Source organism: Haladaptatus pallidirubidus (assembly GCF_020700235.1).
In the GTDB taxonomy this organism is placed as follows: domain Archaea; phylum Halobacteriota; class Halobacteria; order Halobacteriales; family Haladaptataceae; genus Haladaptatus; species Haladaptatus pallidirubidus.
Genome location: NZ_CP085301.1, coordinates 401,622 through 420,290, shown reverse-complemented (window position 1 = coordinate 420,290; position 18,669 = coordinate 401,622). Strand labels below are relative to the sequence as shown.

The following is an 18,669-nucleotide window of genomic DNA, read 5'->3' as shown; positions in this document are numbered from 1 at the left end:
CAGAAACTGTGGACATTCTGATTCGTTCGTTTTGCTTTTTCGACATCGCCGCCCGCGTCGCGGGCGACATCGAACCGCTCGACTGGTCGCTCGTCGTGCAGTGCCCGGCGTGTGAAAGTACGGATGTCGCGGTCGAACCGTCCGCTCTACTCGCACGCGTTCACGGCTCAACGACGGAGTCGTAAAGCCTGTCGTTCGCGGGTGTCGAGGTTTCCGTCCACGTTACGAGTGTCGCATCGATGTCGGTTGCAATTCGTGCCAATCGTGCTTCCAGTAACCCGACCGTGACGGGGGCGAGCGCCCCAACGAGCTGTGCGTGGTTTCGAATCCACACATTGTCTGGTGCGTGGTCCGTGAGCATCCGTTCTGCTCCCTCGATGGCGTCCGCGAACGAAGACGTACTGAACTGACGCTGTTTTCGTCCATCCGTCGTCGGCACCGTAACGTACAGTGGGAGGCGCAGATGGTCGCCGTACAGTGCGGCGACGGTGCCCGGGTCGAGCGTCGCGGTATCGTCGATAGTTCCGGTCGGCGCGCGCCGACCGCGAACGAGAATCGATTCGGAACCGTGTTCGTGGAGTCGGCGGACGAACTCCGTCGTCGAAATAGTCATTTATGACTATTACGTCGATATAGCTACAAATCCATAACAGTACCGATTACATTGGGGTAGGCGATGTCTTCCGAGCAGATTCTCGGCACGACGACCGTTACCCAGCGCTGGCGAATCAGCCTCATCAAAGCCGTTCGGGAGGAGTTCGCAGACGAGGGAGTCGAAATCGAGGAGGGCGACCGACTCGTCTTCAAGAAACGCGACGGACAAATCGTCGTCGAACCAGCGTAGTTCGACCGACGCTCGACCAACTGAAAGAACCGCCATCTCGCGACAGAGAAAACAAAACATTACTTACCTCGCTTCGACAGTTCAAGTATGCCCCTTCGGAAACCGCCGTTGCGCGACCACCACGATGAGCGGGGCGCGACGTTTACCGAATTTGGCGGGTGGGACATGCCTGTCGAGTTCGATTCGATAAAAGAAGAACACCTGAGCGTTCGTGAATCCGTCGGCATCTTCGACGTCTCCCATATGGGAGAAATAGAAGTCAGCGGGCCGGATGCCGAACAGCTCATGCAGCGACTGACGACGAACGACGTAACGCAGTTGTCCGCGGGCGATTCCCAGTACTCGATGATTACCGACGAGGACGGAATCATCATCGACGACACGGTCGTTTACCGCCTCCCAGAGGACGACGAGTCGGACTACCTGTTCGTCCCGAACGCAGGTCACGACGAGCAGATGCACGACCGGTGGAAGCGATTCCGAAACGAGTGGGAACTCGATGCGGAAATCCGCAACGCAACCGACGATTACGCCATGTACGCCGTGCAAGGCCCGGACGCCGCCAACTCCGTCGGGGAGGTGATGGAGGAATCCGTCGCCGACCTCTCGAAGTTCGAGGCGATGTACGCAACCGTCGCAGGCGTGCGATGCTGGGTCGCGCGCACCGGTTACACGGGAGAAGACGGTTTCGAACTCATCTGCCCGTGGGACGAGGCTGAAACCGTCTGGGACGCGTTCGACTGTCAGCCCTGCGGACTCGGGTCGCGCGACACGCTCCGCACGGAGATGGGATTCTTGCTGTCCGGGCAGGATTTCAACCACGAAAACGACCCGCGAAACCCCTACGAGGCCAAAGTAAGTTTCACGGTGAAACTCGATACGGAGTTCGTGGGACGCGACGCGCTCGAACAGGTGAAAGAAGAAGGCGTCGAGGAGACGTTCGTCGGCTTTCGACTCATCGACCGAGGCGTTCCTCGCCACGGCTACGACATAACCAACACGGACGACACCATCATCGGGACGGTCACCAGCGGGACGATGAGTCCCACGCTTTCCGAACCCATCGGCTTGGGCTACGTCCCGACCGACTATGCGGATCCCGGAACCGTCATCCGCGTGATGGTGCGCGGGCGGTCGAAGAAAGCAAAGATTGAGAGCACGCCATTCCTGAAGGACAAACAATGAGCTTCGAAATACCTGAAAGCTGTAAGTATCTTGAATCGCACGAATGGGTCAACGCGACCGACGGAACCGCTAAAATCGGCATCTCGGACTTCGCGCAGGACGAACTGGGCGACGTGGTGTTCGTCGAACTCCCGAGCGAGGGCGACGAACTCGCACAGGGCGACGAGTTCGGCGTGGTCGAGAGCATCAAGGCGGTCTCTGACCTCTACTCGCCGGTTTCCGGCACCGTCACGGCCGTCAACGACGACCTCGAGAGCACGCCCGAACTGGTCAACGAAGACCCGTTCGGCGACGGTTGGATGCTCGAAGTCGACGTGGACGACGAGGGCGAACTCGACGACTTGCTGTCCGCGGACGAGTACCGGGACCAAATCGAGTAGCGACCGATTCTCGTTTTCCCACTGGTTCCCGACGACTGTTCCCAGCGACCGCGACCGACAAACGGTTGGCGAACGATAGCAGGTGATTTCGGAAATATTTGGTTCCGTCGTGCATACTTCTCCGCTTTCTCTCCGGCTAAATCCACGGACCTGTTCACGACTATGCAACACTGGCGTCCGCTTTCCTCCCATATTAAAAGGATGCGCTCCATAGCCGAAGGCAATGACCGGAGGCAACGCGAGTACGGGGAGTCCGTACGCACCGCACACGGTCGGGGAGACAGCGGCGATGCTCGACGCGGCCGGCGTCGAGAGCGTCGAAGCTCTCTTCGACATTCCCGAGTCGGTTCGATTCGACGGGGAGTTCGGCATCGAAAAACGGTCGGAACAGGCGACCCGACGCGAACTACAGCGAATCCTGGGGAAAAACCGAAATCTGACGGAGTTTCTTGGACGAGGACAGTACAGTCATTACGTCCCATCATTGGTCGACCACATCGCCGACCGCTCCGAGTTTCTGACCTCGTACACCCAGTACCAACCGGAAGTCACGCAGGGATTCCTGCAAGCGCTGTTCGAATACCAGTCGATGCTGGTCGAACTGACGGGGTTGGAAATTGCCAACGCTTCGATGTACGACCACGCGACGGCGTTGGCCGAGTCGGCCCTGCTGGCATCGCGGGTTCGTCAAACCAGCGGCAACAAAGTCCTCGTTCCGGAGTATCTGCTCTCCGGGCGAAAGAGCGTCCTCGAAAACTACACCGAGGGGCCAGGACTCGTCGTCGAGGAATTCGCCACCGATGACGGAAACGTCGATGCTGACGCCCTCGCAGAATCGATGGACGAAGACGTGGTGATGGTGTACGCGGAAAATCCGACGACGAGAGGGACTATCGAAGAAAATCTCTCGGCAATCGGTGACCTCGCACACGACCGCGACGCGCTGTTCTGCCTCGGTTCCGACCCCGTCGCGCTCTCCCTCCTGCAGAAACCCGCGAACGTCGGTGCCGACGTTGTCGTCGGCGATTCGGGTACCCTCGGCCTCCCCGCAAGTTACGGGATGGGACTCGGCCTGTTCGCGACGCGGGAGGAGTTCGTCCGGCAGGTTCCGGGCAGACTCGTCGGCGTCAGCGAGGACGAGGACGAAAATCGCGCATTTACACTCACGCTCCAGACCCGCGAACAGCACATCCGCCGGGAACGCGCGACGTCAAACATCTGTACCAATCAGGCGTGGGTCGCGCTTCGAACCGCGATTCACGTCGCCTACCTGGGCTCGTCCGGACTGGTCGAACTGGCCGAAAAATGCGTCACGCTGGCCGACGACCTCGCGGAGCGGCTGGACGACATTAGCGGCGTTCAGGCACCGGTTCACGACCGATACCACTTCCGCGAGTTCGTCGCGCATACCGACCAACCCGCACCGCCAATTGTAGCCGACCTCGAAGAGCGCGGTTTCGCGGTGCACGAAGTCGGCGAACACGAGGTACAGGTGTGCGTAACCGACGTGAACGAACACGCCGTCGGCGAGTTCGTCACGCTGTTTCAGGAGGTGGCCCGATGAACCACCGAAGCGAATTTGTCGCTTCGAGCATCCGATCGCTGCGCTCACGGAGACACCGAACGACGCGTCTTTCGAGCTTCACGCTCACGAGGTGGTTCGCGTGAAATACACGCAAGCGAAATGGGAACGCGAGGAAGACAACCTGTACGAGCCGCTGCTCTCCGAAAAGGACGGCAACGCCGTTGAGATTGATTCGTCCCTGCCGGACGAGTTGACCCGCGACAGTCTCGAACTCCCCGACCTGTCGGAACCCGAGCTGGCACGTCACTACACCCGACTGAGCCAGATGAACTACGGTATCGACAGCGGCCCGTACCCGCTCGGCTCCTGTACGATGAAGTACAACCCGAAGTTCACCGAGGACGTGGCCGCGCTCCCCGGTGCGAGTATCCACCCCGACCGCTCCGAGGGGAGCGTGCAGGGAACCCTCGAACTCATGCACGGTTTGCAGGATTACCTCGCCAGAATCGGCGGCATGGACGCCGTCAGTCTTCAGCCTCCGGCGGGTGCGGCGGGAGAGTTCACCGGCATCCTCGTCGCTAAAGCCTTTCACGAGGCGAACGGCGAGGGCGACCAGCGAACCGAAATCATCGTTCCGGACAGCGCCCACGGAACTAACCCCGCTAGCGCCGCACTCGGCGGCTACGACGTGGTCGAACTGCCGAGCGCGGAGGACGGGCGCGTCGATTTAGAGGCGCTGTCGGCCGCCGTCGGCGACAGCACCGCGCTGTTCATGCTCACTAACCCGAACACGCTCGGATTGTTCGAGCGCGACATCGAAGAAATCGCGGAAACCGTTCACGATGCTGGCGGCCTGCTCTACTACGACGGCGCGAACCTGAACGCCCTCCTCGGACGCGCCCGCCCCGGCGACATGGGCTTCGACATCATGCACTACAACGTTCACAAGACGTTCGCCACGCCCCACGGCGGCGGCGGGCCCGGTGCTGGTCCAATCGGCGTCGGCGAGAAACTGGCCGAGTTCCTGCCCGCACCGCGAGTCAGAAAAGTCGAAAACCGGTACGAGCGATTCGACCCCGACCGAACCATCGGGAAAGTTCACGGCTTCACGGGCAATTGGCTCGTGTTGGTCAAAACCTACGCCTACATCGCCCGCCTCGGCGACGAAGGACTCTCGGACGCTAGCGCGAAGGCCGTGCTCAACGCGAACTATCTCGCCTCGCAAATCGAGTACGACGTTCCGTTTAGCCCGTTCCACCACGAATTCGTGGCCAGCGCGGGCGACCAAGACGCCGCGGACGTAGCGAAACGGATGCTCGACTACGGCGTTCACCCGCCGACGACGAAGTGGCCCGAAATCGTCTCGGAGGCACTCATGACTGAACCGACGGAAATCGAGAATCGCGAGACGCTCGACCAACTCGCCGAAGCGTTCAACGCGGTTGCGGGCGAGGACGCCGAGACGCTGGAATCCGCACCGCAGAAGACGACGGCAAAGCGCATCGACCAAGCCAGCGCCGCGCGAAACCTGCGGCTCTCGTGGCAGGCGTTGGACGAGTAGCCCGACCGAACCGTTCGTTTCTCTCCTCGCTGAACGTGATTTTCGCTGAACTCTTAACCCGCGGTTCGTGGAACCGAGAATGGGAAAATGAGACGACCGAACGAGAACGTTTCTAGACGGCGATTTTTACGCACCGCAGCCATCGGCGGAACCGCTGCTTTCGGCTCGATCGGCACGGCTCGAACCGAGGGGATTCGACGGACGGCGATACCGACCGGTGCTAGCGTCGGAGTCCAAAAAGTGGCGGGCGAACCCCTGACACAACCGGTTGGCTTCGAAACCGCGGACGGGGTCGGGTACCGATACATCGTCGATCAAATCGGGCGAGTTCACGTTCTCGGCGGCAATGGAATCGCGGACGAACCGTTTCTCGACGTGCGCGACCGGTTGAAGATGCGAACTGACTTCATGGATGAACGAGGGTTACTCGGACTCGCACTTCACCCCGACTTTCGAACTAATCGCCGGTTTTACGTTCGGTACAGCGCGCCGCCGGGAAAATCGACGCCGCGGAACTTCGACCACACGGCCGTCCTATCCGAGTTTCGGGCGAGCGACGACCTACTTTCGGCAGACTCCGGTTCCGAACGACGTATTTTGGCAGTTCCCGAACCGCAGGCGAACCACAACGCCGGGGACATCGCGTTCGGCCCGGACGGTTACCTCTACGTTCCGCTCGGTGACGGCGGCGGAGCGAGCGACACGGGGCGCGGCCACGTCTCGGACTGGTACTCGCGTAACCGTGGCGGCAACGGACAGGATGTGACCCGGAACCTGCTCGGGAGCATTCTTCGACTCGACGTGGACGACCGCGAAGGAAACAAATCGTACGCGGTTCCGGACGACAACCCGCTCGTCGGCGGAGAGGGATCGGACGAACTGTGGGCGTGGGGATTGTGCAACCCGTGGCGGCTATCGTTTTCCGGCGGCGAACTGTTCGTGGCCGACGTGGGACAACGACGGTTCGAAGAGGTGAATCTGGTCGAAGCGGGTGACAACTACGGCTGGAACGTTCGGGAAGGACGGCACTGCTTCAACGCGGGGTCACCGCAACACCCCCGCAAAAACTGCCCGAGCTCCGCGACGGCAAAGCCACCGTACGACGGCCAGCAGTTTACCGACCCTATCATCGAATATCCACACAAAAAGGGCGGGCAGGCCGTCGGCCTCGCCGTCATCGGCGGGAACGTGTACGATGGGACTGCACTCCAAAACCGCGCGGGAGACTACATTTTCGGGGATTGGAGCCGGTCGTTTCGGTCGCCACGCGGGAGATTGTTTTACGCTAACAGACCGAACGTATCAGACGAACAGTGGTCGATGCGGGAATTTCGCGTTTCTGGGGGCAAAAACGGCGAACTTGGCCACTACGTGCTGGCGTTCGGTCGCGGCACAGCCGGCGAACTGTACGTCCTGACCAGCGAAACAAACAGCGTGGCGGGGAATGGTGCGGTTTACAAACTCGTTCCGCCGGGCGATGGCGACACGGTTTGAGAACTGTGAAAAATTGCCCCAATCCCGGTGTATGACAGAAAATATTATTCAGTATCGTCATCGATGACCGGTGAAGCAAGCCCTGAAACCGCTCGGTGTCGCTCTCTTCCTGTGCCCCGCCGGATGTAACGGCGCGGCGTTCGATACCGCGCCGACCACGGAGACGGACGAACTGTCAACTTCAGGTCAATCAACCGGTGTTGCGATGGTCATCCTCGGATTCGGGTCGCTCTTTCGTTCGTCGTCATCAACGTCCCGTCGACGATAGAACAGCCGATGACGATGGTCGACGACACGGGGATACGGCCCGCTCCCCGCGGTTGTGCTTTGTGTATTCTCGCCGGATTCGTCAGAGCAGGGCTGTACCGGCTTATCGGCGCACGGTCGGACGGTACCCGCGGTGCGAAAAATATCTAGCGCGTTCGTCGTTGTTGGCGATTTGCTATATCACCATGGGATTTATATCGTTTGGTCGCAGTCCAAACTAAAACCGAGAAAACGTTGCTACTCGCCGTCACTGACCGTGACAATCGGAAAATCGAAAGCCGGGTGCTGTCGTTACGCCGATGCGGAGTCGATGTCGCCGTTGATGCGAACGATTCCGAAATCACATTCCGAACATCGCCATTTCGTTTTCTCGCCGAGATGAAGGGTGGTGCTCGCACTGCGCCAAAACGTCTGCTCGCCCCCGCATTCGGGACAATCGTGTTGAATTTCGAGACTCATGTTCCTTCCTCCGTGATTGGCGCAGTTTAAGATACTGGTTTCGACCGCCTACTCCTCGCCGCGTTCGAGGTGGAGCGCGTCGAAAAATCGGTGGACGACGCGCCGTGAGGCGAAATCGACGAGTTCCTCGTCGTCCGCATCCGAATCAGCGAACAGACCGAGCGGAATCTGTGCCCCGGCCATGTCGGCGTGTCCGCCCGCACTTCCCACATCGTCGAACGCCTGTCGGAGAACGTTTCCCGCGTGCACGCGCGGGTCGATGGAACGCGCGCTCATTTCGACCGCGCTGTCTACGACGCCGAATACGAGCACCGTATCCACCCCCTCGACGTTCAGCAGGTAGTCCGCGGCCTGCGCGAGCGCATCCCGCTCCGCGGTTCGACCGGCGGAGGTGGCGAGGGTCGCTCCGCGCTGAACGCGGTTTCGAATGGCTTCGCTAATCGCGTCCACCGTTGCCGGGGAAAACGCGGCTCCGTACAATCGTTCGAGCAATTCGAGGTCGGCGTGGCCGTAGACGTACAGTGCGGCCTCGTACTCGTGTGCCGTCGGCCCGCGAATATAGTCGATTCGTTCGCGATGGAGGGCAAACAGCAGTGCAGACCCCAACTGGACGTTCATTTTGATGTCGAGTTCGCGGAAATACTCTACGAGGATGGACGCCGTCGCACCGTATTCGTCGCGGAGGTCAACGAAATCACACTCCGGAGCTTCGGTCGAATGGTGATCGATGACGATGTCGGGTTCGACCGATTTGAGTTCCGTATGTCCTGCGGGTGTCGCGTGGTCTACGAACGCAATTTTGTCGAAGTCGTCTCGGACGAACTCCTCGGCGTGTTCTAGGTTCAAATGGAGCAAATTGATGAACGCGCGATTCTGTTGATGAGAAATCATCCCGCCGTAAAACAGTTCGGTGTCTTCGACGCCACACCACTCGGCAATCGACGAAAGCGCGAGCGCACTAGCGATACAGTCCGGATCCGGGTTGTCGTGACAAACAATCGCGAGCGATTCGGTTCCCGCGAGATACTCCACCAACTCCTGCGCGCGGGTCATGCTAGCCGTTCGTCCCGAGAAAGTATCAACCCGTGGCTGGGAATCGTCGCCAGTAACGGGAAAATAAATTTCATACTGCTATACGAAATTCGGTGGTACCGGTGTTACTCAGTCCTGTACCGAGCTATCTCAATCGAACTCCCACCGAGTCGCATCTCCCGGATAATCGCTCCATGCCAAAACCGTCTCGGGGCGCACCGCGAAAAAGGGTGTTCCGTGCTGAATTCCGTACTTTCCCTCGTAGGCCAAATCGAGACGTTCCGCGAGTTCGGATTTCGGTTCCTCGATTCGTTCCGCAGTACCTTCGATGATGACGACTTCCGTGCCGCTCTCTCGGTGGACGACGATTTCGGGATTCAGCGCCAGATTCCGCATCCAACGGGTTTTATCGCCGCCGCCGCAGTGGAAGGTGTCGTCCACCCAGACGCCCCATACCGGTCGGGCATGCGGGCGACCGTCCGGTAACGTGGTCGTCACCCAGTAGGTTTCGTCGCCCGCCATCTTCTCCCGAACGAACGCCCACGAGAGCAGCCCATCCTCGTGGTCGGGAATTCCGTAGCTCTCCTCCGTCGTCGGCCGATTTCGTCGCGATTCGCCGTTTCGATTCGCCCCACTTTCGATTTCCTCGTTTGATTCTTTCCCCATGGAGTCGGATACGGCGCGAGTGGCAAAATACCGTGTTGGCAGTTGTCAAGATGATGGGGTACCGCCCGGGACGATAGCTTACTTTACGCTCGCGCCCCATGTCCCTTCCATGCCCTCGATAACGCTGTACTCGCTCGACGGCTGCCCGTACTGCGAGAAAGTCCACGATGCGCTCGACGACGCCGAAATCGAGTACGAAACCGAATGGGTGGACGCCCTACACTCGAACCGAAACGAAGTAAAACGCGCCAGCGGCCAGCGTGGCGTTCCCGTCCTAGTCAACGAGGATTCGGGCGTTACGATGGCCGAGAGCGAAAAAATCGTGGAGTACGTGGAGCAGTCGCTCGCATGAAAATCTACACCGGGCGCGGCGACGCGGGCCAGACCGACCTGCAAAATATGTCTCGCGTCTCGAAAGCGAGTCCGCGAATCGAAGCCTACGGCACGGTGGACGAGGTGAACGCCCTCATCGGACGATGTCGACCCACGGGCTACGACGACGTGGACGAACAGCTCCGCGAAATCCAGAACCACCTCCATGTCGTGCAGGCCGACTTCGCCAACCCGGAACCCGACGAGGACGACCCGCAGGTCGCTGCGGAACACGCCGACTTGCTCGAATCGTGGATGGACGCCCACGACGAGGAATTAGAGCCGCTCACCTCCTTTATCCTCCCCGGTGGAGGCGAGTCGGGTGCGAATTTGCACCACGCCCGCGCCGTCTGTCGGCGGGCCGAACGCCGAGCAGTCGCGCTGGCGGGTGAGGAGGATATCAACGACGACGCCGTAACCTACCTGAATCGACTGTCGGACGCTCTATTCATCCTCGCGCGCGTGGTGAACAAACGCGATGGAGAGCGAGAAGAGAGTCCGACGTACTGAAACGAATTCGTTCAGACCGATAAAAGCAAATTCCTGATTACAGCCCGAGTTCTCGTCCGATGACGAGATGCTGAATCTCGCTCGTTCCTTCACCGATTTCCATCAGTTTCGCATCTCGCAGGAATCGCTGCGGGGCGAAATCCTCGGTGTAGCCGTAGCCGCCGAGAACCTGCACCGCGTCCTCGGACACCTCGCGGGCCGACTCGCTGGCGTCGAGTTTCGCCAGCGCGCTCTCGTGGGAGACGGAGTAGCCTTCGTCGTACTTGCACGCGGCCTTGTGGGTCAGCAGACGCGAACGTTCGATTTTACGGTCCATGTCCACGATTTTGTTTCGGATGGCGTCGAACTTCGAAATCGGCTTGCCGAACTGCTCGCGCTCTTGGCTGTACGCGTGGGCCGCCTCGAATGCGCCCTGTCCGATACCCGTCGAGAGCGCGGCGATGGAGATTCGTCCGCCGTCGAGCGTTTTCTTCGTCTGCTCCCAGCCCTCGCCCTCTTCGCCGAGTAGGCGGTCTTCCGAGAGTCGAACGTCCGAAAGCTGAATCTCGCAGGTCGGCGAGGCGTTGAGGCCCATCTTGTCCCAGACGGTCGTGACTTCGAATCCGTCGTCTTCCTCGGGGGAGACGATGAACGTCGATATGCCGTCGTAGCCCGCGCCGGGGTCAGTGACGGCTTTCACGAGGACGCTTCCGGCGACGTTAGCGTTGGTGATGAACTGCTTCGTTCCGTTGAGGACCCATTCGTCGCCGTCCTTCTCCGCGGTGGTGTCCATGTCGCTCGCGTCCGACCCGGAACCGGGTTCCGTGAGCGCCCACGAACCGAGATAATCGCCCTCGGCGAGCGGCGTGAGCCAGCGTTCTTTCTGTTCTTCCGTGCCGAACAGTTCGAGCGGTTTCGAAGCGAGCGAGATGTGCGCGGCGTAGGAAAGACCGATAGAACCGGAGACGCGGCCCAGTTCTTCGGTGACGAGAGCGTACATCAACTGGTCGCCACCGAGGCCGCCATACCCCTCGCTGACGGGGACGCCCATCATGTCGAGGTCGGCGAGTTGGTCAAAAATCTCGTCTGGGAAGCGGTGTTCGCTCTCGATTTCCTGCGCAATCGGCTCTATTTCTTCGTCGCAGAACTCCCGGACGGTGTCCCGTACCATCCTGTGCTCGTCAGGGAGATTGAAATCCATACGCAATTTTTGCGCGGGTCGGAGTATAAAGACACCGCCATGCCTTCGCCATGGTGAGTCCTCGTTCTCTCCTTCGTCGCTCCCGAAGACACCGTCATGATGAAACCATAGCGAGTCTTCGGTCAGGATACACTTTTGCCATCGCTACCCGTCCTTCCACTGTGACTTCCTCCCTTGCGATTCTGTACGACGGCCCGGAACGATACGAGCGGGAGAGTTTTCTCTTCGACGACGACCGCGACCCGGCGTTCTCCGATGAGACGATGTACTACGAGAAAGAGACCGGTCACTGGGTCGTTCGAGTCGAGGAACTCTCCCGCTCATCCGACGTACCAATTAGTGGCGAGGAAGCACTCGAAACGACCCCGGTCTCGATTCGCATTCCCGGCGAACGAATGTATTGGGTTTCGAAGTCGAGGCCACACGAGCCGAGCGACGGGCCGCAACCGGTCGAACCGACGCCGCCGACGTACACCGTCGTCACCAAACTCGTCTCGGAGGATGGCCCGGACGTCAAGGTTCTCGACAATAGGCGGCTCGAAGTCCTCAAAAAACCGACGTACGATGCCGAAACCGACCACTGGCGCTGTCGGGTGCACGATATCAACTTCGTCGAGGGCAAGACCGGCCTCTCCGACGAATCGACCGTACTGATTCCCCGAGAGAAGGTGTACTACGTCTACGAGTGCGAGTGACCCGTCTATCGAGACGGACGGCTCAGTGACGGATGTCTTTATCAGTCGTGGGGACGAACCCATTTTTGATGGGTATCCGGCGATTGGTACGTGGCACGATAGAGTGGCCTCGCATCGAAGCGGTTATCCGCGAACTCGCGGAGCGATACGACCGCGACGAGGTTCGCGTCGAGTTCATCGATGCCGACAACTGGCTCTCGACGCCCTGTGTCGTGGACGACCAATGGTTCGTCAAAATCACGTCGGATCAGAACTCGCTCGTCCACGCGCTTTTCACCAGCGCCCGCAATTTGGGTGCGTTTTCCAGCGGTACGGAGGGTTTTTTCGAGCATTTCGCCGGTCCGGACGAGATGGCCGACCACGAACTCGAGGCGACGAAGAAGATGCGCGAAATCGGACTGAACGTTCCTGCCCCGATTGAGGCGTTCGAATACGACGGCCTCGGCGTGTTGGTGATGGAGTATCTCCCCGAGTTCGAAACGTTCGAGGAATTATCCGACGAAGGGATGCACGACCACGCACCGGAGTTGTTCGAAGCCCTCTCGCGCATGCACGACAACAACCTCGCTCACGGCGATTTGCGGGGTGAAAACGTCCTCGTGGCGAACGACGAAATCTACTTCATCGACGCGACGAGCGTGAACGAAGCCCGAATCGACGAGGCGAGGTCGTACGACCTCGCTTGTGCGCTGGCGTCGCTTACGCCTCTCATCGGCGCTCGTGACGCAGTGATGGCCGCCCGCAACCATTATTCCGCGGAAGAACTGCTTTCGGCCCGGGAGTTTCTCGATTTCGTAAATATGCGTCCCGACCACGATTTCGACGCGGTTGCGGTGAAAGGCGAAATCGAGAAGCTAGCCGACACGGAAGACGAGACGACTAGTTAAGCGCCTCGAAACGCTCTTGCTCACAGTTGCTGAACAAATTCGTATGAACGACGAGCGACCGCGAGTCGTCAACGAACGGACCCTCGATTGGGAGGAAAAATCCCGTGGAGAGGAGTTTCACATTCGGCGCAAACAACTCGGCGCAGAGTCGCGCGGCGAGCGATTAGGCTGTAGCCTCTACGAACTCCCCCCCGGAAAGAAAGCGTGGCCCTACCACTACCACACCGGAAACGAGGAAGCGATATACGTCCTCGACGGCTCGGGAACCCTCCGAATCGAGGACCACGAAACGAGCCTCGAAGCGGGCGATTACGTCGCGTTTCCGGTTGGCGAGGAGTACGCTCGACGAGTCATCAACGATTCCGACAGCGCGCTTCGCTACCTCTGTGTTTCGACCATGCGCGAACCGGACATTGCAGTGTACCCTGACTCGGGAAAGGTCGGTCTCTTCGTGGGGGCCGCACCCGGCGGCCACGAGGGACGCACCTTGAGCGGCTATTTTCCGCTCGACGCGGAAGTGGACTACTGGGAGGGAGAAGACGGGTAGTTCGGGAGTACCGATCTTCGCCGATGTCTTACCAAACACCCGGTACGAACTCCCTCGAATACAAATTCTTATTAGATGAATGACCGTAGTAGGAAACATGTCTCTGACCGTTTCTCGTGCGGGTCGCTACGCGTTCGGAGTTGGAACGACCGCCCTCGCTGCGTTGATATTCGGAATCGGTATCGTCCACCTTTTCGCCGCAGTTCCCCACGCAATTTTGCCTACCATCGCGGGTGTGCTGTTGTTCGTCGTCGGTGTCGGCGTAACGCCCGCTGGTCGCCACCTCATCGAACGTCTCGTGGAAATGTCAGTCACCTCGCGTAGGGTGGTACTATTGCTTATCTGTGCCAGCGCTCTCTGCGCGGCCACAGTCGGGATTTCGGTCGTATTTTCCTGAATTGCCGGGCGGTGTCTCCGGCAAGTAAGAGTCTTTTTTATGGTGCCGGGTCAAAATCCACCGAGTACAACATGAGTCAACAAGCTAGCGAGCAGATTCACAGCCACTACATCGGTGGCGAGTGGAGCGACGGCGAGGGAGACGAGACGTTCGAGAGCGTCAACCCGGCGACGAAGGAGACGCTGGGCGAGTTCCACCGCGGTACGCCCGCGGATATCGACGCAGCGCTGACCGCCGCGGCGGAGGCCGAAGACGAGTGGGCGAGCCTCTCGTACATCGACCGCGCGGAACACCTCTGGGACATCTACCACGAACTGAAAGAGCGAACCGACGAACTCGGCGAAATAATCACGAAGGAGTGCGGGAAGGAGATTTCCGAAGGAAAAGCCGACGTGGTCGAGGCGGCGCACATGGTCGAATGGGCCGCGGGCAACGCCCGCCACCCGCACGGCGACGTGGTGCCGAGCGAAATCGGTGCCAAGGACGCCTACATGCGTCGGAAGCCGCGCGGTATCATCGGTTGCATCACGCCGTGGAACTTCCCGGTTGCCATCCCATTCTGGCACATGGCGCTCGCGCTGGTCGAAGGGAACACCGTCGTCTGGAAGCCCGCCGAGCAGACGCCGTGGTGCGGCCAAATCATCGCGGAAATGTTCGAGGACGCAGGCGTCCCTGAAGGCGTCTTCAACATGGTACAAGGATTCGGCGACGCCGGAAACGCCATCGTTGAGGACGAGCGCGTGGACACCGTCCTCTTTACCGGTTCCTCGGAAGTCGGTCACAAAATCGCGGGCAAGGTCGGCGGCGAACCCGGCAAACTCGCGGCCTGCGAGATGGGCGGCAAAAACGGCATCGTTATCACCGAAAACGCAGATCTCGACATCGCGGTTCACAGCGCCATCATGTCCTCATTCAAGACGACGGGCCAGCGCTGTGTTTCCAGCGAGCGCCTCATCGTTCACGAGGACGTGTACGACGAGTTCAAAGAGCGCTACGTCGAACTCGCGAAGAACGTCTCGGTCGGCGACCCACTGGACGAGAACACGTTCATGGGGCCGTTGGTCAACGAAGAGCAGGTCGAGAAGTTCGGCAAGTACAACCAACTCGCCAAAGACGAGGGTGCGGAAGTTCTCGTCGACCGCGAGGAGCTTGACGAGGAGGAGATTCCGGACGGCCACGAGGACGGCTACTGGGTCGGCCCGTTCGTCTACGAGGTCGATTACAGCCCCGACCTGCGCTGTATCCACGAGGAAGTGTTCGGCCCGCACGTCGCCCTCATGAGCTATTCGGGCGACATCGAGGACGCGGTCGAAATCCACAACGACACGCCCTACGGACTGGCCGGAGCAATCATCAGCGAGGATTACCGCCAAGTCAACTACTTCCGCGACAACGCGGAAATCGGACTCGCCTACGGTAACCTCCCGTGCATCGGCGCGGAAGTCCAACTGCCGTTCGGCGGCGTGAAGAAATCCGGAAACGGCTATCCGAGCGCCCGTGAAGCCATCGAAGCGGTGACGGAGCGCACGGCGTGGACCATCAACAACTCGAAGGACATCCAGATGGCCCAGGGCCTGTCGGCGGACATCAAAACCGAAGACGAGTAAACGAAGGAAGACGAGCGCCGCGAAATAGTCCCCTCATTTTTCAAAGACTGAAACGAAACCGCCGAGTGTAACGAGGCGCTTTTTCTTTTCGTTCGCACCGAGTAACGAGGGGACTCGGCTCCCGTTTGTACGGGGAACGAGTAAAATCGTCCCTCGTCGTGACGAGAAAGTATTTACTGTTCTCGAAAATAGTTGGAATTATGACCAGAGATGACGTCGTTACCTTTGCGTTGGCGCTCGTCGCTGCAGTAATAACATTCCTCCTCATTGGGAGAGGGGCAGTGGATGATAGCTTGATGTTCGTTGTCGCGTTCGTCATATTCGGCATCTTCATTTTCTTCAAATCGTATCTTTGCACTTCGAACTGAGATACACGGCCACCCTCCCGAACTCTCGAATCGCGGTTCTCCCGGTATTAGTAGCGTGGCGATTCGATGCGAATGTATAAATCGGAACATCCTGTCTACGTTCGCTCTCGCACTCGTGGGGGGCACTCATCAGCTATCTCGTTGTTGCCTTCAGCGGGTTAGATACGGACGCGATAGTTTTCCTCGCGTTCGCTGCGTTCGGCATCCTAATTTTCGTCAGGTCATTCGCTCGCGTTTCGAACTGAGCGCCGTCGAGTTTCGACTTCTCTGGAGTTTTGAGAATGGTGTTCGATTTTGGTTTGCGAAGAGTGAAAGACGACTGGAGACGAGGGGTTGGGGTGTGGCTTCCGGAAGCCGGTGGGTTCCGACCAGTGTGCCCACGCGACGAGGCGCACAGTCCCGATATGCCGACAGACGACGAGAAAAGCGTCGTGTATCGGCATTCGCTACTTTTTGCTTCTCACTTATAAATCTGTGCAACCCAGATTTCGATGTCGGCAGACTGGTGTGTCGGGATTTTTCAAAACGTTCGTGGATAAGTGGTGTGCACGAAAACGTGGCGATTGAGACTCTAACACCGTTATCGTGCCTCGTTTTATCGCACAGGGGGCATGGCGTAGTCCAACGTCTGAAAATACCGGTTGCGACCCCCAAAACAGAGTGTCGAACCCCTCGCTAGCACTTCGTTCCTAGATGAGTTTGCTCACGTAGGGGCCGTCCTGATGGTAGCCCAGTTTGTTCCGATAGTACTCGCGCGCGCCGATACCGGAGATGACGCTCAGTTTCTCGTACCCCGCGTCTCTGGCGAGGTCTTCCGCTTTCTCCATCAGTCGGCGGCCGTAACCGCGGTGTTGGTGCTGGGCGTCCTCACTTGCCGACCCGACGGACACTTCGCCCCCGTAGACGTGAAGTTCGCGGATGAGGGCGGCGTTGTCGAGTTCTCGACGAACCGGGTCGCCGGGGAATCGGAGGCGACAGAAGCCGACGAGCAAGTCTTTCTCGAAATCCTCGAAGCTGATGAAATGTTCCGTGCCGCCACCGGCCTCGTAGGTCAGCACGTCCAACTCGACGTTTTCGGGTTCCTCGTCGTTCATGCCGACTTCTCTGCATCGGATACATTCGCAGGCCCACCCGTGCTCGTCCATCTTCTTTCGGGCGAGTTGACGGAGATTGGACTTCCACACACCGGCGTCGATGAAGTCAGCGGGGATGTCGCGCTGGACGCGCTGAAGGCGGACGTACCGCGGAATCATCGACTTGATTTCGGCGACGAGTTCCGCAGCCTCCTCGTTTCGGAGGGGTTCGTACTCGTCCTGATACCACCAGTCGTAGGTGGCGGTACCGCGGACGACCAGCGTCGGGTATATTTTGAGGTAGTCCGGTTTCCACTTCTCGTCCTCGAAGATGCGCCGGAAGTCCTCGACGCACATCTCTTTGGACATGCCGGGTTGGCCGGGCATCATGTGGAAGCCGACTTTGAACGCCGAATCGCGGAGTCGCTGGTTCGCTTCGATGGAGGCCTGCGCGCCGTGGCCGCGGTGCATCTCGCGGTTGATACGTTCGAAGGTGGTTTGGACGCCAACTTCGACCTTGGTGCCGCCCAAATCGAGCATCCGGTCGATCTGCTCGGGGTCACACCAGTCGGGCTTCGTCTCGAACGTCGTGCCGATGTTGCGAACGTCTCCCGTCTCGTTTTCGGCGATAACGTCCTCCAGATACGAAAACTCGTACTCGTCGAAATCCTGCGCGAAGCTAACGCCCTCCGCCGGTTCGGGTTCCTTGTCAACGTCGTAGTCATTCATCGCCTCCAACGCGCGCTTGACGAACCACTCCTGATAGTCGTGGCTCCGAGCGGTCATCGTCCCGCCCATCAGGATGAGTTCGACCTTATCGACGGGATGGCCGATTTCGCGCATCTGCTCCAATCGCAGGGTCACCTGACCATAGGGGTCGTAATCGTTCTGCACGCCGCGCGCCGCGGCGGGTTCGTGGCCCGTGTAGCTCTGCGAGGACGAAAACTCGGAGGAGGGGCCGCCAGGACAGTAGAGACATTTCCCGTGCGGGCACTGGTGCGGACTGGTCATAATCGCAACCGGCGAGACGCCCGACGCGGTTCTGACGGGTTTGCGCTGTAACACCGCTTCTAACTCCTCGCGCTGGTCGTTCGGCGCGTAGTCCAGAATCTCGGAGTTCTTCGGCACTTTTCCGGCGGAGAACTCGGAGCAGGCTTGGAGCTTTGCGCTCTCCACGTCGTCGCGCTCGATGTCGCCCGCGAGGATGCGCTCCACGAGCGCCTCGCAGACCTGCTCGAACGCCTCCGTCTCTGTGGCGTCCGGCGTCTCGGTACTCATTACGTGGTATTTGGTCGTTTCGCCCGGATAAGCGTGTCGTCTACGACTACTGCTCTGGACGAGGATTCGAGTTTTGATTGGATTTTTCGGAAGTACGGGAACCGAGTTTGTTGGTGCGGGGACTGCTGATGCTCGGCGCAGGTCACGCCCTCCTCGTCGCTCACCCCTTCCAGTCGTTCGCTCTTCGTTTCGCCCGTTGCCACCAGCGGGGGCGGGCAGGCCGCGGCCTGCTCGCCCGATTCAAAGTTGACCGGCCGGTTTCTGTGGAAACTCGTCTTTCCGATCCACAGTAGTAAAACCCACCAGCGGTCTTGCTGAACTATTGAATCGAGGCACCAATCC

Annotated in this window: 24 protein-coding genes; 17 read left to right on the top strand and 7 right to left on the bottom strand. The window is 59.6% G+C overall.

The annotated features are described in order from the left end of the window. Positions 1-8 precede the first annotated feature (8 nt). Positions 9-185, top strand: a complete 177-nt coding sequence (locus tag LIX15_RS02425; RefSeq protein WP_227775920.1) for a hypothetical protein — start codon at positions 9-11, stop codon at positions 183-185. Here the strand turns inward: LIX15_RS02425 and LIX15_RS02420 are convergent. Next, entirely contained in the window at positions 161-613 is a 453-nt protein-coding gene (locus LIX15_RS02420; RefSeq protein WP_227775919.1) for a hypothetical protein, read from the bottom strand. The genes LIX15_RS02425 and LIX15_RS02420 overlap by 25 nt on opposite strands. A 63-nt stretch (positions 614-676) precedes the next feature. Here LIX15_RS02420 and LIX15_RS02415 point away from each other — a divergent pair, with 63 nt between their 5' ends. From LIX15_RS02415 to LIX15_RS02380, 8 genes are all read left to right on the top strand, one after another. Next, positions 677-844, top strand: coding sequence for an AbrB/MazE/SpoVT family DNA-binding domain-containing protein (locus LIX15_RS02415; protein WP_227775918.1), 168 nt, complete (start codon positions 677-679; stop codon positions 842-844). 87 nt (positions 845-931) lie between these two features. After that, complete coding sequence (gene gcvT, locus LIX15_RS02410) at positions 932-2,029, top strand: glycine cleavage system aminomethyltransferase GcvT (RefSeq protein WP_227775917.1); 1,098 nt, start codon at positions 932-934, stop codon at positions 2,027-2,029. After that, positions 2,026-2,409 (top strand): glycine cleavage system protein GcvH, encoded by a 384-nt coding sequence (gene gcvH / locus LIX15_RS02405; protein WP_227775916.1) that lies wholly within the window; start codon positions 2,026-2,028, stop codon positions 2,407-2,409. Before gcvT ends, gcvH begins: the two co-directional genes overlap by 4 nt. Before the next feature lie 223 nt (positions 2,410-2,632). Further along, the gene (gene gcvPA, locus LIX15_RS02400) at positions 2,633-3,973 is read left to right on the top strand and encodes an aminomethyl-transferring glycine dehydrogenase subunit GcvPA (protein WP_227775915.1); all 1,341 of its coding nucleotides are present in this window, start codon (positions 2,633-2,635) and stop codon (positions 3,971-3,973) included. A 100-nt stretch (positions 3,974-4,073) separates the two neighbouring features. Continuing rightward, entirely contained in the window at positions 4,074-5,495 is a 1,422-nt protein-coding gene (gcvPB, locus tag LIX15_RS02395; RefSeq protein ID WP_227775914.1) for an aminomethyl-transferring glycine dehydrogenase subunit GcvPB, read from the top strand. Positions 5,496-5,582: 87 nt separating this feature from the next. Then, the gene (locus LIX15_RS02390) at positions 5,583-6,989 is read left to right on the top strand and encodes a PQQ-dependent sugar dehydrogenase (protein ID WP_227775913.1); all 1,407 of its coding nucleotides are present in this window, start codon (positions 5,583-5,585) and stop codon (positions 6,987-6,989) included. A 70-nt stretch (positions 6,990-7,059) separates the two neighbouring features. Further along, positions 7,060-7,257, top strand: coding sequence for a hypothetical protein (locus LIX15_RS02385; RefSeq protein WP_227775912.1), 198 nt, complete (start codon positions 7,060-7,062; stop codon positions 7,255-7,257). 8 nt (positions 7,258-7,265) lie between these two features. Then, a complete protein-coding gene (locus LIX15_RS02380) occupies positions 7,266-7,406 on the top strand; it encodes a hypothetical protein (protein ID WP_227775911.1) in 141 nt (46 codons plus the stop codon). Positions 7,407-7,547: 141 nt separating this feature from the next. Here LIX15_RS02380 and LIX15_RS02375 read toward each other — a convergent pair whose 3' ends face one another. The 3 genes from LIX15_RS02375 to LIX15_RS02365 all read right to left on the bottom strand — a co-directional run bounded on the left by LIX15_RS02375 (position 7,548) and on the right by LIX15_RS02365 (position 9,413). Beyond that, entirely contained in the window at positions 7,548-7,715 is a 168-nt protein-coding gene (locus tag LIX15_RS02375) for a DUF7838 family putative zinc beta-ribbon protein (RefSeq protein WP_227775910.1), read from the bottom strand. 48 nt (positions 7,716-7,763) lie between these two features. Next, positions 7,764-8,768, bottom strand: a complete 1,005-nt coding sequence (locus LIX15_RS02370) for a DHH family phosphoesterase (RefSeq protein WP_227775909.1) — start codon at positions 8,766-8,768, stop codon at positions 7,764-7,766. Between the two features lie 129 nt (positions 8,769-8,897). Next, positions 8,898-9,413 carry a pyridoxamine 5'-phosphate oxidase family protein gene (locus LIX15_RS02365; protein WP_227775908.1) on the bottom strand — a complete coding sequence of 172 codons (516 nt, stop codon included), beginning with the start codon at positions 9,411-9,413 and terminating at the stop codon, positions 8,898-8,900. A gap of 109 nt (positions 9,414-9,522) precedes the next feature. On the opposite strand from LIX15_RS02365, the gene LIX15_RS02360 reads away from it, so the two are divergent. Both LIX15_RS02360 and LIX15_RS02355 read left to right on the top strand, forming a co-directional pair. Next, the gene (locus LIX15_RS02360) at positions 9,523-9,765 is read left to right on the top strand and encodes a glutaredoxin family protein (RefSeq protein WP_227775907.1); all 243 of its coding nucleotides are present in this window, start codon (positions 9,523-9,525) and stop codon (positions 9,763-9,765) included. Further along, a complete protein-coding gene (locus LIX15_RS02355) occupies positions 9,762-10,295 on the top strand; it encodes a cob(I)yrinic acid a,c-diamide adenosyltransferase (protein ID WP_227775906.1) in 534 nt (177 codons plus the stop codon). Before LIX15_RS02360 ends, LIX15_RS02355 begins: the two co-directional genes overlap by 4 nt. 37 nt (positions 10,296-10,332) lie before the next feature. On the opposite strand, the gene LIX15_RS02350 is transcribed toward LIX15_RS02355, so the two are convergent. Then, on the bottom strand, positions 10,333-11,475 hold the full coding sequence (locus LIX15_RS02350; protein WP_227775905.1) for an acyl-CoA dehydrogenase family protein: 1,143 nt from the start codon (positions 11,473-11,475) through the stop codon (positions 10,333-10,335). Positions 11,476-11,636: 161 nt separating this feature from the next. Here LIX15_RS02350 and LIX15_RS02345 point away from each other — a divergent pair, with 161 nt between their 5' ends. The 6 genes from LIX15_RS02345 to LIX15_RS02320 all read left to right on the top strand — a co-directional run bounded on the left by LIX15_RS02345 (position 11,637) and on the right by LIX15_RS02320 (position 15,976). After that, a complete protein-coding gene (locus LIX15_RS02345) occupies positions 11,637-12,170 on the top strand; it encodes a hypothetical protein (RefSeq protein ID WP_227775904.1) in 534 nt (177 codons plus the stop codon). A 68-nt stretch (positions 12,171-12,238) separates the two neighbouring features. After that, entirely contained in the window at positions 12,239-13,057 is an 819-nt protein-coding gene (locus LIX15_RS02340) for an RIO1 family regulatory kinase/ATPase domain-containing protein (protein WP_227775903.1), read from the top strand. Between the two features lie 43 nt (positions 13,058-13,100). Then, positions 13,101-13,604 carry a cupin domain-containing protein gene (locus LIX15_RS02335; RefSeq protein WP_227775902.1) on the top strand — a complete coding sequence of 168 codons (504 nt, stop codon included), beginning with the start codon at positions 13,101-13,103 and terminating at the stop codon, positions 13,602-13,604. A gap of 97 nt (positions 13,605-13,701) precedes the next feature. Then, positions 13,702-14,001 (top strand): hypothetical protein, encoded by a 300-nt coding sequence (locus LIX15_RS02330; RefSeq protein WP_227775901.1) that lies wholly within the window; start codon positions 13,702-13,704, stop codon positions 13,999-14,001. Between the two features lie 71 nt (positions 14,002-14,072). Continuing rightward, a complete protein-coding gene (locus LIX15_RS02325) occupies positions 14,073-15,608 on the top strand; it encodes an aldehyde dehydrogenase family protein (RefSeq protein WP_227775900.1) in 1,536 nt (511 codons plus the stop codon). 200 nt (positions 15,609-15,808) lie between these two features. Then, positions 15,809-15,976: a hypothetical protein gene (locus tag LIX15_RS02320; RefSeq protein WP_227775899.1), complete on the top strand. Its 168-nt coding sequence runs from the start codon at positions 15,809-15,811 to the stop codon at positions 15,974-15,976. Between the two features lie 689 nt (positions 15,977-16,665). On the opposite strand, the gene LIX15_RS02315 is transcribed toward LIX15_RS02320, so the two are convergent. Continuing rightward, positions 16,666-18,327, bottom strand: coding sequence for a tRNA uridine(34) 5-carboxymethylaminomethyl modification radical SAM/GNAT enzyme Elp3 (locus tag LIX15_RS02315; RefSeq protein WP_227775898.1), 1,662 nt, complete (start codon positions 18,325-18,327; stop codon positions 16,666-16,668). Next, positions 18,327-18,530, bottom strand: a complete 204-nt coding sequence (locus LIX15_RS02310) for a hypothetical protein (RefSeq protein ID WP_227775897.1) — start codon at positions 18,528-18,530, stop codon at positions 18,327-18,329. Before LIX15_RS02310 ends, LIX15_RS02315 begins: the two co-directional genes overlap by 1 nt. Positions 18,531-18,669 lie beyond the last annotated feature (139 nt).